13 protein-coding genes are annotated in these 14297 nt (G+C 32.4%); 8 read left to right on the top strand and 5 right to left on the bottom strand.

All coding sequences use genetic code 11. The features are described from left to right. Window positions 1–358: 358 nt before the first annotated feature. The 3 genes from HHX25_RS12140 to HHX25_RS12130 all read left to right on the top strand — a co-directional run bounded on the left by HHX25_RS12140 (window position 359) and on the right by HHX25_RS12130 (window position 3038). Entirely contained in the window at window positions 359–526 is a 168-nt protein-coding gene (locus HHX25_RS12140; protein ID WP_169673693.1) for a helix-turn-helix transcriptional regulator, read from the top strand. A 119-nt stretch (window positions 527–645) separates the two neighbouring features. After that, window positions 646–1263, top strand: a complete 618-nt coding sequence (locus HHX25_RS12135) for a hypothetical protein (protein WP_169673691.1) — start codon at window positions 646–648, stop codon at window positions 1261–1263. Next, window positions 1251–3038, top strand: coding sequence for a hypothetical protein (locus tag HHX25_RS12130; RefSeq protein WP_169673689.1), 1788 nt, complete (start codon window positions 1251–1253; stop codon window positions 3036–3038). The genes HHX25_RS12135 and HHX25_RS12130 overlap by 13 nt, the downstream gene beginning before the upstream one ends. A gap of 146 nt (window positions 3039–3184) precedes the next feature. Here HHX25_RS12130 and HHX25_RS12125 read toward each other — a convergent pair whose 3' ends face one another. The 4 genes from HHX25_RS12125 to HHX25_RS12110 all read right to left on the bottom strand — a co-directional run bounded on the left by HHX25_RS12125 (window position 3185) and on the right by HHX25_RS12110 (window position 8132). Then, complete coding sequence (locus HHX25_RS12125) at window positions 3185–3577, bottom strand: hypothetical protein (RefSeq protein ID WP_169673686.1); 393 nt, start codon at window positions 3575–3577, stop codon at window positions 3185–3187. A 17-nt stretch (window positions 3578–3594) separates the two neighbouring features. Then, entirely contained in the window at window positions 3595–4995 is a 1401-nt protein-coding gene (locus HHX25_RS12120) for a M12 family metallo-peptidase (protein ID WP_169673684.1), read from the bottom strand. A 553-nt stretch (window positions 4996–5548) separates the two neighbouring features. Further along, a complete protein-coding gene (locus HHX25_RS12115; protein ID WP_169673681.1) occupies window positions 5549–6658 on the bottom strand; it encodes a D-TA family PLP-dependent enzyme in 1110 nt (369 codons plus the stop codon). Between the two features lie 10 nt (window positions 6659–6668). After that, entirely contained in the window at window positions 6669–8132 is a 1464-nt protein-coding gene (locus HHX25_RS12110) for a serine hydrolase domain-containing protein (protein ID WP_169673678.1), read from the bottom strand. A 106-nt stretch (window positions 8133–8238) separates the two neighbouring features. Here HHX25_RS12110 and HHX25_RS12105 point away from each other — a divergent pair, with 106 nt between their 5' ends. Both HHX25_RS12105 and HHX25_RS12100 read left to right on the top strand, forming a co-directional pair. Further along, window positions 8239–8739, top strand: a complete 501-nt coding sequence (locus tag HHX25_RS12105) for a MarR family winged helix-turn-helix transcriptional regulator (RefSeq protein WP_169673673.1) — start codon at window positions 8239–8241, stop codon at window positions 8737–8739. Between the two features lie 187 nt (window positions 8740–8926). Beyond that, window positions 8927–10258, top strand: a complete 1332-nt coding sequence (locus HHX25_RS12100; protein ID WP_169673670.1) for a hypothetical protein — start codon at window positions 8927–8929, stop codon at window positions 10256–10258. Window positions 10259–10271: 13 nt separating this feature from the next. On the opposite strand, the gene HHX25_RS12095 is transcribed toward HHX25_RS12100, so the two are convergent. Continuing rightward, window positions 10272–11123 (bottom strand): sterol desaturase family protein, encoded by an 852-nt coding sequence (locus HHX25_RS12095; protein ID WP_169673667.1) that lies wholly within the window; start codon window positions 11121–11123, stop codon window positions 10272–10274. Between the two features lie 163 nt (window positions 11124–11286). On the opposite strand from HHX25_RS12095, the gene HHX25_RS12090 reads away from it, so the two are divergent. The 3 genes from HHX25_RS12090 (at window position 11287) to HHX25_RS12080 (ending at window position 14295) form a co-directional block, all read left to right on the top strand. Next, window positions 11287–12402, top strand: a complete 1116-nt coding sequence (locus HHX25_RS12090; protein ID WP_169673664.1) for a helix-turn-helix domain-containing protein — start codon at window positions 11287–11289, stop codon at window positions 12400–12402. A gap of 165 nt (window positions 12403–12567) precedes the next feature. After that, on the top strand, window positions 12568–13128 hold the full coding sequence (locus tag HHX25_RS12085) for a porin family protein (protein ID WP_169673661.1): 561 nt from the start codon (window positions 12568–12570) through the stop codon (window positions 13126–13128). Window positions 13129–13140: 12 nt separating this feature from the next. Then, complete coding sequence (locus HHX25_RS12080) at window positions 13141–14295, top strand: DUF418 domain-containing protein (RefSeq protein WP_169673659.1); 1155 nt, start codon at window positions 13141–13143, stop codon at window positions 14293–14295. The last annotated feature ends 2 nt before the right edge of the window (window positions 14296–14297 follow it).

Below are 14297 nucleotides of genomic sequence, written 5' to 3'. Positions count from 1 at the left end.
CCTTTATAAAAATTTATGCCATTTAATTGGCTCATTACATTTAGTAAAAGAATTTTCAATATGTTAGTAATCAATTACTTTAAAAAATATGGTCGCTCCACTAACTTATTGTTTTGTCCAAAATTTTATGAAGCAAAATTTTACATATACGCTATTTAACAAAGTATTGTGGTTAACTCCTATGGCATACTAAAAAATGAAGAATGACTTGAAAATGGATTTAGATGATTTAGTAGCTAGAGCTAAAAGAAAAGGGTTTTTATGGTTAATTCTAAAAACTATAATCCCAAAAAGAAAATATTCATTCAATAAGACTGGGTTTTGCTTTTATGAATGAGCGTAAATTAAGTTAAAAGGAATGAACCAAAAAGAATTGGCCGCTAAATTAGATAGAAACTCTAATACAGTTACTTCCATGTGTAATAATAAATCACAACCGCATTTAAAGGATTTAAAGCGTATTGCTGAAATTTTGGACGTGGATATAAGGGAGTTGTTAATTCCTACGAAAGATTCTAAGTCTTAGGTTTTAGTCCTTCAAATAAATAATCTGATTCCATACACAATTTGTCCTAAATTTTATGAGATCTCAACCACTTTTGATTAATTTAGTCATATATTTAATTTCGCTCAATCTTATCTTAAATGAAAGGAAAAATAAATATTCTTTACAATTGGTTAAAAAAGAATAGTAAAATTTTAAAAAACATAGCACTTTTCATAGGTGCGGTAGCTAGTCTATTAGCTATAATTAGTCATTTTTCCAATGATAAAATAAGTCAAACAAATAACGTCGACTCATCAACAACTACTAACAACGCAAACTCTTCTTCAACGACTATTGATTTATCTACTACTAACAACAATACAGACTCTTCAACTACTAATATTTTCATTGAAAGAGAAAAAGAAATTAATAACAGTTATTCATTAGTTGGTATAAATAGTCAAGAATTAAAAGAGAGACTAAAAAAAAATGGGATTATACAAATAAATAATGCCTCAAATAATAAAATTATTTTTTCAAGTACTGGTAATATTTTTAAATATGGAAAAGATACAAATGAAATGCATAAAAGCCTAAAAGGAGAATTACAAATAAGAGTAAATGATTGTATTTTAACTTTTAGTGAATTTATAATACCTTCATTTGGTCCAAGCCCAAAATCTATCATTAAAAATGATATAAAAAAGGAAATAGAAAATATTATAAAAAATAATACTAATCTTATTTTAGAAAAGATACATACATGCATAAATTAATACTATACCTACTTTTTATATTTATAACATTTTCTTCTTTCGCTCAAACTATTGACGAAAGTAAGTCTATCCTTGTTTTTTCTAATGAGCCAGGTTTTTTAAGACCTTTTATTGAAACGACTATAAAGGAGTTAAAAAACACAACTCTTGATAAACCATATTTTAAAGAAGTTTATTCATTAAACAATTATGATGAAGACACAGTAATTAGGTCAAAAATTTCTAGAATAATGTGGGAGCAAGAAAATGCACCAGATTTAATTAGTAACAAACCATTAAGTAATGCAGACATAGAATTTCAAGATGAAATTATTATAAAACTCACTAAATATGATTATTTCCTTACTGTTAAGACAAATAATTTAGGAGAATTAATAGAGTTTCAGTTTCAATTATTTAGAACTCTAAAATCAGATCATAAAGGGCACAAAAATTATCTAAAAAGAGTATTAATTAATAATATAATAGCAGTTGAAAACTTCTTTATAAACCCCAAGAAATCAGAATATTTGGCAGATATTAAAAATGCTATACAGAGACTTTTTAAAGGAACTAACCGTCTGCCTATCGCAGATGTTGAAATTTTTCAGAAGAAAATTAAAACAGGAGACACTATTTATATTTCAAAAGGAACTAAACTTAAATTAGATGCATCTAATTCTGGAGATTATGATTCTAAAAATATATTTTATTCTTGGAGAAATATTCCAAATCCTGATGAAAAATATCAAACTTTTAATAAGATAAACATAAAAGACAGCATTGCGATACAAGATATTTGTATAAATAAAAATGGGCCATTTAGAATTGGGTTTCAAGTAAGTGATGGAGTTAATCATTCCGATGAAATTAAATTTGTATTGATAACAAAGGAACAGCCGAAACAAGTTAAAGTCAGTGATTCTATTTTTTTTACTGTAACAAAGAAACGAGATTGGAGAGCAAACAATTTAAATTTTATGCACCGTTTTAACTTAGAAAACATAAGTTCTTCTGAATCTGAAACACCTAATATTTTAGTGTCGGATAAGTATTTAGGAAGTAAACTGTTATCTTCTCATTTAAAAAGTAGTATAGACACGTTAAAGGTAAAAGTTCATAAAATACTGCTAAGAGAACATCCTTTTGAACAAAGATATTATTCGTCATCCTTGAATTTTTTTAAAAGCAACAGTTCTAATGAACTTTATTTGTATAATGTGCATAAAGATAGTTTACTCAGTAAGCCTACAGTTTTAAAACACCGTACTTATGTTAGAAATGGAATATCAGTTAAATTTCTTATGGGAACATATAATGTCCCAAACAATATTATTTCATTTTTAGAAACCCCTGACGATACTATAAGAGGTGGTATTTCAATACCCAAATTAAAATTGGGGTATTATATAAGTAATAAGATTGAAATTGGATTAACCATCCCTCTCAAGAAATCACCAAAGTTTGAGTATAATAATTATGAATTTTCGTATCCAGAGAGTTTTGGGGGTTATATCCTTTTTCATTGGTATGCTCAATCAAGATTTATTAATTTATATACAGGTTTGAATTTTAATTCGTTTAAATATAAACCTATAAGTAATGACCCTGATATTTATACCCAATCTATGTTTGGATTAGCCCCAGAAGTTGGTGCAAGAACAAGACTTGTTGTAACAAGGTTTGTAGATTTTAGATTTTTCTTTGGTGGTACAATTTATACTTTTCAAAATAAAAACTTCAATTCATTAAATGGTGCGTTTGGTGTTGATATGGGTTTTCAGTTTGAGATATAAATCTATGAATCGTATATTTTGAATAACGTACCCATTCCACTTCCCTCCTATCGTCGTTGTAGAGAAAGTTTTTAGAAGAAAAAAATTAAAAAAAGTAGTGTTAAATACCTCTCTTTTACCAAAGCAAAGTTACATAACGCAGAACATTATAGTACACTTTTAGTATTGGATTGTCCAGTGGATGATTCAATATTAAAACAACATTTAGTTATAGATTTGATATATGTTACTGCATCAGATATTTCAGTAAAGTTATAGGTGATTGATGATGCCTTTTCATTGACCGTTTTATAGCCTCCTTCAATTATCCAGAAAGCAACTCCAGCTTCTCCCGTAATATTATTTGCTATATAAATCTTTATAGAACCAGATTTAAGTTTATAACCAGATTGATCAATTTTACTTTTTGATAAAGTTAGCCCCCTGTTAATTGTTTTGATTAGTTCTGAATATTGTGAATCAGAAACTTTGAATGATTTTAAAGGTGCACAACTAGTTAGGTATGCACATATAAGTACTAAGAATAAGGTGTTTTTCATAATATCAAGTTAATTATTTATTTAATTGGAGATTGTCGTATTCTAAAATTTGCTACTGTTAAAGATGCTTTATTTAATAATTCTGAGTTATTACTTTTACATGAAGTATTTCCATTAATTTCACCCATTGATACTCCATTATACTTTACATTTGGATTTGACCAGTACGGTAATCTTTTACTCCTACAATTAGAATAACTCATAATTGTTCTCCATGAATTTGTAATCTTGCAATACTCAAATCCATGATTAAACTCAAAAGGTGTTAGATTACTGTCATTTTTACAATCATGCCTCCCTCCCATAAGGTGGCCAACTTCATGTCCAAATGAGTAATAACCTGTAGCACAACTCTTTTTAACTACACAATATGCATAAGGCGCAAATTTTGTGGATAAACTTTTTTGTATCGCATAAGCTCTACCACAGCTTCCATTCAAATTTTCAACCATAAACACTACTAAATCCGCTTTAACTTTATTTCTCCTATCTCTAACCTTTTTATTTTGTTGAATCCATGTGACATCATTTTTTGAAATACCCGTTTCCTTATAATTTAATTTCATTGTATCGACCAATCTTAATCGAGTAGAAACTTTGCTATTCTTATAGGATAGATTAGTTTCAATTACTGCTCGATTAATATGATTATAAATATTAAGTTTTCCACCTGATTGATCACTAGCAGTTTTAGTATAACAAACCAGAACGTCAATAAATTCATTTGTATCTTTCATAATAATCTCATCTTCTAAAACATCATCTTCATTATCAAAATCAAATTCATACAGGGGTTCTTCTTCATCGTAAAATCTTTCTTGATCAATTCTTTCAATAAAATAGTTTTCATTCTCCGACCTTAATTCATACTTGGTTTCGTTAAAGTAAAATGAAGCACTAAATATTGAATCAGTTTGATAAATAATAAATGAAGAGTTATTCTTGTCTTGAATTTGACCTGACCAAAGCTCATTGTTTATATCTAATATTTCAGAACTATCGACATTAAACTTTATAGTATCTCCAAATAGTTCTGCACTAAAAGAATCATGATTATTTAACATTTTAGGATTGAAATCTATCTCTTGATAACCTATTATATTTTCAAGTCTATCAAGACCTTCATCTGTATTTAGATTGATTGAATCTTCAAGAATTGCAAGCATAGCACCTTTCTCTTTCACAAAAGCCCATTGTCTGGTCTTCATAGTATCTACTTCATAAGGGAATTTATAGCTACCTATTGAATCCTTCCCTAAATAAATTGATAATGGTAATTGGGATGTACTTTTACTTTTTCCTTTAAATAAAAGCGGTTCTTCCTGATTTTGTTCTGTTTCATTTTTGCATCCTAAAAAACAATAAGAACAAAATATAAATGCTAATAATAAAAACAATCCTTTTCTTTGATAATTCATTTTCTTTATTTTAACTTTGATTAATCGTATACCGTATACTGGTTTTATAGCCCTGTCTAATTAAATCCTATAAAGTTTTAAAAACTTGTTGATATTAATTATTTTAAGAGTTTTCCGTACTGTCAAACAATACTATCGAATTAGTTAAAACTAAAACATACCCAACATTGGGTAATTAAAAAAAAACCTGTGCTATTATTTTCTGAAAGGGAAGTGTTAATCACTAATAATCAAGTGATTGATATATAAATATAAGAAAAATATTTCAATTACCATTCCACACACATTAAGCTTCCCTCCTACGTCGTCGCATAATAAGTGTTCCATTAATATCGTAAAAAACCTTTGAAATAAAATTTTTTCAGAAACTATAGTAACAACTTTCGCTTTTATCCAAAGCTCAAGTTACATAACGCAGAACATTATGATACAAAATAGTAATTCATAATCAGACATTATATAAAATTGCTTTATAAACTTTTAAATCTGGAATTCTATTATCATAAAATTATAAGAACATATGAAAAATATACATTTCTAAAACACAATAAACTTAAAAACTTAGCTTACGTTTTCTTCCTGTAATTTCCCAGGTATCTATCAACTTATTATCTAAAATTACTGAAACCTCATCATGTAAGTTGATGGTTGGACATATATGATACGGAAGCCCATAAAAGACATCACCTACTTTTATATGCTCCCAGTTTTTAACCTTTAAAACACCATGCTCCTCACTTTGGGACATGAGTTGATAATTATCCAGATTTAAAAATTTAACGCGTTGGTGAATCGGGTTTTCAGAGCTTACAGATTTATGTCCAAGATCAATGGTGACGATACCCTCTTTAGGTTTAGAAATCACTCTACAAACCAGTAACGCAGCGTATTTAAATTCTTGTTCAATTAATTTTTCGCTATATCCCCAATCCCAAAGTACACAAGTCCCGGGGCTCAACATCTTATCTTCACTAAGCAAATGAGATGTAAATGATGGAGTACCTCCACATATTAAGTTGATATCCGAATTCTGTTTTTTAAGTGTGTTAAATAACGCTTTTATGGGCTTTAATTCACTTTCAATTTTACTTTGTCTGTCTTCAAAATCTTTGTCTCTTAAATGCCCATCATACACATGCAACCCTTTAAAGTTAAGTGCATTATACTTAGGGATTTCTTTAATCATGTGATCTAAATCAGGACCTAATGTGATTCCAGAACGATTCATACCGCTATTGATATCAATAAAGAAACCTATTTTAAGTTGAGACTGTTTAGCTGCCGCGTTAAGTTTTTCAAGTGAAACACTATTATCAATTATTGTAAAAAAAGAGGTTTCAGGAATGTGTTTGGCCAAAGCACAAAACCGTTTTAGTTTTGGTCCAACCAATTGATGCGCTATTAAAACTGTTTCTGCGCCAGATTTGGCGGCTATTTCGGCTTCTGCTATGGTCGAGGCCTTAAATTTTTTGATTCCCAAATCAACCATTAGTTTTATGACCTCTGGCATTTTATGAGTCTTTACGTGTGGCATCAATAAAGCGGTATGCCCCTTTACCATAGCAATCATTTTATTAAGATTGTATTCTAAACGATCTTTATAAAGCACTATGGAAGGAGAGTCAATCACATCTATATTATTTATGTCATACCAGGTTTTCATACGCTTCAATTTATTGTTTTAAATGGCCTTTAAATACAAATAAAGGCTGTTTTTCAGAGGGTTTACTAATATTGGGGCTCCCATAATACATGGTTTTTCCTGTAACAGTATCATTATTAAATGATAGCTCTGTGTATAGTATACCATGAGGATGCAATAAAGCATATATATTATCTCTTTGCATATATTTAAGTTGGTAGCTTACCTCCTCTTCAGTGCCGGTATCTAAAACAAGCCGATTATTGTCACCATCTAATATAAGCTCACCTTTCTTTAAAACCGAGGTTCCGTCTCTATGTACAGTGACATCTAGTTTGACACCACCTTTGGGCTGAGGCTTAGGTGATGATTGCGTTAAAAAAGGAAATGCCAGCATATGAGCCGTTTCTTCTATGCGCCAAACGCCATAAGCATTAAACATGATGGCAATGGAAAGCTTATCTTTTGGGAAAAGGCTGATCACAGTACGCGTGCCTTCCATGGAACCCGCATGTTCATATACTTCTCGATTATCTATATCCCAATTTTGTCGCCATCCAACGCCGACACCTGTTGCTTTTCCTGAGTTTAAGGTTTGTGTGCTAAACATCGTATCTACGATATCTTTTTTTATAAATCCATTTATATAGCCATTTGCCATTGTAACCAGATCTGATGGTGTAGACATCAGCCCCCCTCCTGCCCACTTATAACTTGGGTCTTCTGGAGACGTAATTTTTACATAACCTATATTTTTTTGAAAACCATAAAGTTGTGTCATATCTGTAGAAGGACTACTAATCATATGCGGACCTGTGCCATTCATAGCTAATGGGATGCATATAGTTTCATTAAGTAACTCAAGAAAGTTTTTATTTGACGCTTTTTCCAGGACACGCGATAGTAATGTATACCCATGCGTACTGTATTTATACTGAGTTCCCGGTTCATGCAAAAGAGGTATATGGGAAAACACATGCATAGCATCTTCAACACTACCATAGTAACGTTTTTCGCGCTTATCTTGATAAGAGTAATGGGGTACGCCTGATACATGTCCAGATAATTGTTTTATAGTTACAGGATCCGCTTTTTGTGCGTATGCAGGAATGTATTTATGTACATGATCATTAAGACTAAGTTGTTTGGCTTCTATTAATTTAGCCAAGACGGTAGCTGTAATAATTTTAGATACTGAAGCCGCTCTAAATTGGGTTTTTATAGTGACTTTTTCTTTGTTTTCAACATTAGAAAAACCAAAACCTTCGGCAAACGCTATACTGTCATTTACACCAATAGCTACAGACATTCCTGGAGGTGTGCTGGGTAATTCCATATAAGCTTCTATCAGATCTATAACTAGTGCTTTAGATGCTTTAGCATTATTCTGAATGGGTGCTACGCCTTTTTGGGCTACACAATTACTATGCAACATTAAGCCTAATGATACTATTAGTAATCGCAATGCAATAATTAAAGTTTTTTTTGTTTTCATGATGATTTCTTAACTATCTTGATATAAAGATATTTATAGCAATAATACAAAAATATCTTTATATCAAGATAAATTTTGTATTATTGTTTTACATATAAATGTTATTATGAGCGAAAACAATAAAGATTTACTAGACAGTCTGGTGAGTGATTGGAAAAAAGAAAGACCAGATTTAGATGCGTCTGCCATGTTAATAATTGGTCGCATTTTAAAACTTGGCAAAATCCTGGAAAAAAGTGCCAATGCCGCCTTAAGTTCTAATAATATTTATTACACAGACCTAGATGTACTAGCCACTTTAAGACGCTCTGGGACACCTTATGAGCTCACCCCTAAACAATTAATGCAATCGGTTTTAATTACCTCAGGTGCCATGACTGCCCTGTTAGATAGATTACTAAAACTGGAATTGATTTATCGTTCTCCAGACCCTCTGGACGGACGTATAAAACGTGCTGGTTTAACCAAGAAAGGCATTACAGTGATAGATAAAGCCATAGAAGTTAGATTTAAAGAAGCTGATACTTCTGTTGGGATGCTTAATGAAAAAGAACGACAGCTACTTTCTGAATTATTAAAAAAAATGACGTCTTATTTGGACAGCTAGTAATATTTATAGCAGATAAAAATGAATAATTAACAACTAAATAGGGAATAGTACAGAGATTTATGCTTCACCTCCTCGATGAACTACAAAAATTTCAGTCCATTCGTCGATTTTTCGACGAACGACACATAACTATAAACACTATTTATAGAATTTAGCGACACTAAATCTATTAGATGAAACACCTATGAAACGATTAGCCTTAGTTATGTTTTGCCTTGTTTTTATGTTTACTTCCTGCTCTAAAGACACTACTGAGGAGATGTCTAATGATGATAGTGAGATCATTGAAGAAGACGATACCAATGGAAATGGTGAAGAAAGTAGTAACACGTACACTTTTCTTGCTAACGATTTTCAAGTGAATACCTATAAAGATAATAATCAGAACTATCCCAAAGTCGCTGTTACTCCAGATGGTAAGGCCATAGTGGTTTGGGAAAGCGAAGGATTGGATGGCGATGGCCATACAGTAGCAGCGCAGCGCTATAATTTAGATGGCTCTAAATGGGGCAATGAATTTGTGGTAAATACAGAAACCAAATCTACCCAAAGTCAGCCCACCGTTGCCGTGGCAGATGACGGTTCGCATATCATTCTCTGGCGCAGTAAAGACCAAGATGGTAGTGGTTTTGGGGTGTATGCCCAACGTTATAATAGCGCTGGTAATAAAGTGGGTACCGAATTTAGAGTTAATGAAGAAACAAACTCTAACCAAGACCTTGCTTATGCCGCTTATCATAGCAACGGGAATTTGATGATTATTTGGCAGAGTTCAGATCAGGATGGAAAAGCGGGTGAAATCTACGCCCGAGTTTACGATGCTGCTTTTAATGATATAGGTAATGGCGAATTTAGAGTGAATACGGTTATAAACGGATGGCAAAATACAGCCAGAATAGCAGCCGTACCTAGTGGTTTTATCGTGGTCTGGGAAAGTCTGAATATTGATAATGAAAGACTTGCCATTGTTTTTAAACGCTTTGATAGTGAAGGCTCCGCATTAATGACCATGGAAGAGCAGGTGAACACACGTGAAATCTGCGATCAGAAAAATCCAGATATAGCCGCACAAGCAGATGGCAGTTTTGTAATTGTTTGGGAACACCTTGAAGACCCCGATAAATGCAACAGCGTTCAAACTTTGGTTACCGATATCACGGCACGTATGTACAATAACAACGGTAACGCTTTAACCGATGAAATTATATTGAGCCAAAATTCCAGCGGAGATCAAAATCTAGGCGTTACCAGAGACCACCGAGGTGGATATGCTGTAGTTTGGCAAGCCGATGCATCATCTAATGATAGTAGCGATGATATATATGGACGACGTTTGCTAGACACGGGTAAATTCATTGGAGATGTCTTTACAGTCAATAGCAATAGAGACAGCTATCAAGTCTTTCCTGCCATTGCTGCGGCACCAGATGGCAATCTGTTTGCTGTTTGGGGGTCATGGTCTGGCGATGGTAATGGCACAAGTATTAGAGCACGTCGATTAAAGGTTAGTGAATAAAAAACTGTAGTAACTACGGCTTCCAAATTAAACTACCAAACACAATTCTAAGTTTATCTTTTAAGGTTTTACAGCGTTTCACATCCTCCAGGATATGTTTGTATTCAATAAAGTTAATTTTAATAGGATTATTGGTATTTATGTTTTTGGTTAAACCATAAACTACGGGTTCTTCCTCCTTTTGATAGGTGCCAAAAAGTCTATCCCAGATAATTAAAAATCCTCCATAGTTTTTATCTAAATATTTGTTGTTGGAACCATGATGTACTCTATGTATAGAAGGTGTGTTAAAAATGCCATCTAACCAACCCAGTTTACCAATACGTTCTGTATGAATCCATGTTTGAAATTGTGCTACTAACACCAAGCCTACAATAGCTTGAAAAGGTGAAAAACCAACTAATACCATTGGTATTAAAAACAACCATTCAAATAAACCTTCAACAATACTTAATCTAAGCGAAATGGTCAGGTTATAATCTTCAGATGAATGGTGTACACTATGGCTTGCCCATAATATGCGGTGTTCATGCTCTAAACGATGCATCCAGTAATAGGTAAAGTCAGCCACAAAAAAGGCTAATATCCATGTATAAATATGTAACGGGATTTCAAAAAACGACAACCATGAAACAGGTACCAAGCATACCACTCCAATGGTACCTATTATTGTTTTTTCAAGCAATTGGTTTATGATAAAAATGGAAATGTTGGCAATAGTATCTTTCCAACGTCTTTTCTTTAAAGTAAATACATCAACAAGTATTTCCAGGATAATGATACCAAGATTAAACAGGAAAAAATAGCCGATAAAGGTCATTATTTGTGCTTCTTCAAATAACGAAATCAATTTTGCAAAACTCATGGTCCTTTCAATGTTTTCTGAGCAAAACTACTACCACTATACTCTTAAATGGTCTTTCCCTATAAATCAAGACATAGTTTTTGTAAAAAAGGCGTCTTGTTTTATCGGGTTTTTATAATTATGCTGTGTAAAAAATATCAATAGTAAATCTTATTTTTATCACATGAGTATTTTAGATATATCGCCACTATTGAGTTCCATTCTCGGGCTCTTTCTAGGCATATTTATAATTTCCAGAACATCAGGTTTAGGAAACGATAAGAGGATCAGGTATGTACTTGGTGTTTTGGTATTTCTATATGCTTACACGGCTTTTGATTATTATTTACTACTAAAAGTTGATATTAATAGTATACTTTCTGGTGGAGCTTATTTATTGTATCATCTTACTGGTCCCCTATTCTACTATTTCATTTTGTTATTTACCAAAAATGAATTTAACCTTAAAAAATGTCTCTTGATGCTTGTTGGTTATACCATGCTTAGATGGGGGCTCTTCCTCCCTATTTTAGAATACAACACCGTCACCGATTTAATGGCTACCGGCAATACATTAGGTATCTGGTTCTGGATTGAAATGGAATACATTCTAGCCACGACAATCAATATTCTGTTATTAGTGCTTGGATATATAAAACTGAAAAACACCCCTGTTTATTTAGATTTAAATGCTTCTCAAAAGCTTAATTATAAATGGGTAAAGTTGCTCATTATTTTATGTATTGGTATTCAAATAGCGAGCGGATTTAACACAGTTATAAATACCGAAACGCTAGATACTTTAGAGTTCTATGCCAAAACCGAAACACTATTATTTGCAGTGTTTTTCTTTGTACTAGCCTATTCTATCATGCATTTTCCTGTATTTGCTTTTACTGGTGCTTTTGAAGATTTACCTGAAAAAACCAGGAAAAAGTACGCTAAGTCTTCTTTAACCGATTCTTCTGAGTTATTCAAGCAAATTGAAACACTAGTTGTTTCTAAAAAACTATATCTGGATTATGATATTAAACTAAATACCCTGGCTCATACATTAGATAAGTCTGTACATCATATTTCACAAGCCATTAATCAAAATGCAAACATGGGGTTTTCAGATTTTATAAATAAATACCGCATTGAAGCTGCAAAACCCATGCTTCTGGAACCAAAACCCAATACAATTTTTGCTATTGCCCTAGATGTGGGGTTTAATAGTAAAGCTGCTTTTTATACCGCTTTTAGAAAAAACACCTATATGACACCTACGGAATTTAAAAAAGCGTATAAACCACAATAACACACAATCGCCTAAAAATAAAATAGTTGTAATCTTAAAAATGGTTTCCCTATAAATCAGGATACTATTTTTTGTCTGTAATTATAGGGAACATCTTTTAATTGTTAGCCTGGAAATACTTTTGGGGTATCAATTAAAATGTATAACAGTTAAAAGTGAAAGATTATGATTATTTCAATTAGAACAATTTTTACAGCTATCTTAATGATAGCATTAGCCTATGCGTCTAACGCACAAAGTAACGACTTATTTAAGTTTGGTGTAAAAGTGGGTGCCAATCGTAGTACCATTAAAACCTCAGGAGAACGCGCAAAAACAGGACCTGCTTTTGGTTTATTCACGCAATTTAAAGCATCTGAAACCATAGCCATTCGCTCTGAATTAGTCTATAGCTCTTTAGGTGGGCGTTCAAAGAAAAATACCGCTGAAAAAACAACATTAAAACTTAACTACATTCAAGTGCTTCCTGCTCTTGTAAGGGTATATCCAGTTGAAAAATTTGGCCTGGAAGTAGGGCCTTATATTGGTTATTTATTGTCTACCAAGGGCATTAATAAGTCTAATTTTAGAAAATTAGATTATGGTGGGGCTTTTGGTATCGCTTACCATATTTCTGATAATTTAGAAATTGGCGCACGCTATTCTTTAGGGCTACGTGATATCACCAAACTTACGGGAGATGCAAAAAACAGAGCCTTACAATTAGCACTTTCATATAGTTTTTAAGATTAGTTACTCTTGGAAGTAGAGAGCGGACTTCCTATTACCCCATTATTAATGAATAATTCTCAAATAATTACACAAATGACACAACATAAACAGCGAATACAAGGCTACGATGTAGCCAGAGCCCTGGCCGTGTTTATAATGATTATTGTCCATTTTAATTTGGTACTGGCCAATACTAATAATACTGAAAGTATTTTGGCAAGCTTGTTAAACATGATACAAGGTAAAGGAGCCGCTCTGTTTGTCGTTATTGCAGGGGCAGGTATCTCGTTAATGATTAAAAATAACCTGCTCTTTAATGACAAAATAAGGTTAAAAGAAAAACAGGTGCTGTTATTTAAACGTGCAGCATTCCTGTTTGTATTTGGACTGATGTTTACTTTAGTGTGGCCCGCAGATATACTGCATTCTTACGGATGCTATATTCTAATTGGTGCTATAGCGATGACCAGACAATCTGTGTATTTATGGATAGGTATTTTGTTGTTGATTTTTTCATATCCGTTTATACTAGAATTTGTTGACTATGAAAAAGGGTGGAATTGGCTCAATGTAGAGTACACCGATTTATGGAGTTTAAATGGCTTTATGAGAAACTTTTTCATTAATGGTTTTAACCCTGTAGTACCTTGGGTCGCATTTATTCTGGTTGGCATATGGCTAGGAAGACAAAACATGCATTCTAAATACATTAGAAATACCATTTTAGGCGTATCAACCACCGTTTTTGTGTTGATACAAATGGTCTCTAAACGCCTTGTTGAAGCGTCTCAAAACTTTATCCATTTAACTTCTGGTGAAGCACTGTCGCTTTTTGGTACAGAACCAATGCCGCCTTTGCCTTTATTCATGATTTCTGGTATTAGTTGGGCATTCATGATAATTACCCTTTGCATTTGGGGTACTGACAAATTAAAACATACGTCTATATGCAACTTTTTTGTAAAAACAGGACAAATGGCATTTACACACTATATAAGTCATGTAGTAATAGGGCTAATAATATGTATTATCATTTTTGGTGAAAATAACCTAACGCAATGGCATGCTGTTATCTTAGCGCTTATCTATTGTTCCATCTGTATGGTATTCTCAGTTTTATGGGGCAAAAAATACAAAAAGGGACCAATGTCTATGTTTATCAGGTATGTCACAAAAACGTAAAA

It is taken from the genome of Flavivirga algicola, assembly GCF_012910715.1.
In the GTDB taxonomy this organism is placed as follows: domain Bacteria; phylum Bacteroidota; class Bacteroidia; order Flavobacteriales; family Flavobacteriaceae; genus Flavivirga; species Flavivirga algicola.
This window is presented reverse-complemented; position numbering and strand designations above follow the sequence as displayed.

Coding starts and splice junctions, on each gene's coding strand:
- HHX25_RS12140 (WP_169673693.1), top strand. CDS start 359: ATGAACCAAAAAGAATTGGCCGCTAAATTAGATAGAAACTCTAATACA.
- HHX25_RS12135 (WP_169673691.1), top strand. CDS start 646: ATGAAAGGAAAAATAAATATTCTTTACAATTGGTTAAAAAAGAATAGT.
- HHX25_RS12130 (WP_169673689.1), top strand. CDS start 1,251: ATGCATAAATTAATACTATACCTACTTTTTATATTTATAACATTTTCT.
- HHX25_RS12125 (WP_169673686.1), bottom strand. CDS start 3,577: ATGAAAAACACCTTATTCTTAGTACTTATATGTGCATACCTAACTAGT.
- HHX25_RS12120 (WP_169673684.1), bottom strand. CDS start 4,995: ATGAATTATCAAAGAAAAGGATTGTTTTTATTATTAGCATTTATATTT.
- HHX25_RS12115 (WP_169673681.1), bottom strand. CDS start 6,658: ATGAAAACCTGGTATGACATAAATAATATAGATGTGATTGACTCTCCT.
- HHX25_RS12110 (WP_169673678.1), bottom strand. CDS start 8,132: ATGAAAACAAAAAAAACTTTAATTATTGCATTGCGATTACTAATAGTA.
- HHX25_RS12105 (WP_169673673.1), top strand. CDS start 8,239: ATGAGCGAAAACAATAAAGATTTACTAGACAGTCTGGTGAGTGATTGG.
- HHX25_RS12100 (WP_169673670.1), top strand. CDS start 8,927: ATGAAACGATTAGCCTTAGTTATGTTTTGCCTTGTTTTTATGTTTACT.
- HHX25_RS12095 (WP_169673667.1), bottom strand. CDS start 11,123: ATGAGTTTTGCAAAATTGATTTCGTTATTTGAAGAAGCACAAATAATG.
- HHX25_RS12090 (WP_169673664.1), top strand. CDS start 11,287: ATGAGTATTTTAGATATATCGCCACTATTGAGTTCCATTCTCGGGCTC.
- HHX25_RS12085 (WP_169673661.1), top strand. CDS start 12,568: ATGATTATTTCAATTAGAACAATTTTTACAGCTATCTTAATGATAGCA.